Source organism: Shewanella jiangmenensis, assembly GCF_018596335.1.
GTDB lineage: Bacteria > Pseudomonadota > Gammaproteobacteria > Enterobacterales > Shewanellaceae > Shewanella > Shewanella jiangmenensis.
Genome location: NZ_JAHEPS010000029.1, coordinates 1 through 735 on the forward strand (window position 1 = coordinate 1; position 735 = coordinate 735).

General features: G+C 46.7%; 2 tRNA genes and 1 rRNA gene. All 3 read right to left on the minus strand.

Annotated features, from left to right (window positions below):
* Positions 1–308 precede the first annotated feature (308 nt).
* Positions 309–384 (minus strand) — tRNA-Ala (locus tag KJI95_RS19375).
* A 117-nt stretch (positions 385–501) separates the two neighbouring features.
* Positions 502–578: transfer RNA gene (locus tag KJI95_RS19380), tRNA-Ile, on the minus strand.
* A gap of 69 nt (positions 579–647) precedes the next feature.
* Positions 648–735: ribosomal RNA gene (locus tag KJI95_RS19385) — 16S ribosomal RNA — on the minus strand; the annotation flags it as partial.

Sequence of the window (735 nt, forward strand, 5' to 3'; positions counted from 1 at the left end):
TGAGTTTCCTCACCGGTTGCATTGCAACTAGCTGGTTTTTCGATAGTTCATTTTACTGAACTCGCCTTGAAGAATTTCCAAAACACTTGATTGAAGTGTTTGAGAACTCAATTTTTGTATTCATCAATCCAACTCCGAAGAGTCAGTTTGATTTCTACTATCAGCTTTCCAAATTGTTAAAGAGCAATGATTTTTCACCTTTCGGTGCAAAATCGGGCTTAAAAAAGCCAAAGATAAATTCATCACTTATCTTTGGCGTCTCTAATTCCATGACTTGCGTCGTGAGACATGCGGGCAATTCCACGGAGTGGTGGAGCTATGCGGGATCGAACCGCAGACCTCCTGCGTGCAAAGCAGGCGCTCTCCCAGCTGAGCTATAGCCCCGTTTCTGCCTATCGCAGTCTAACCAAATGCGTTGTTAATCTTCGCTTATGCGCGGCGTAAAGTGAGGAAGTTTACTTCAGTAAACGACGAGCTTTACAACAAAGCAGACGCGGAGATTGGTGGGTCTGAGTAGACTCGAACTACCGACCTTACGCTTATCAGGCGTACGCTCTAACCACCTGAGCTACAGACCCATCGCATTTGTCTCTTTCGTCTATCAAGCAATCTGTGTGAACACTCAGCAGGAAAATGTGTCGCTTAGGTAAGGAGGTGATCCAGCCCCAGGTTCCCCTAGGGCTACCTTGTTACGACTTCACCCCAGTCATGAACCACAAAGTGGTGAGCGCCCTC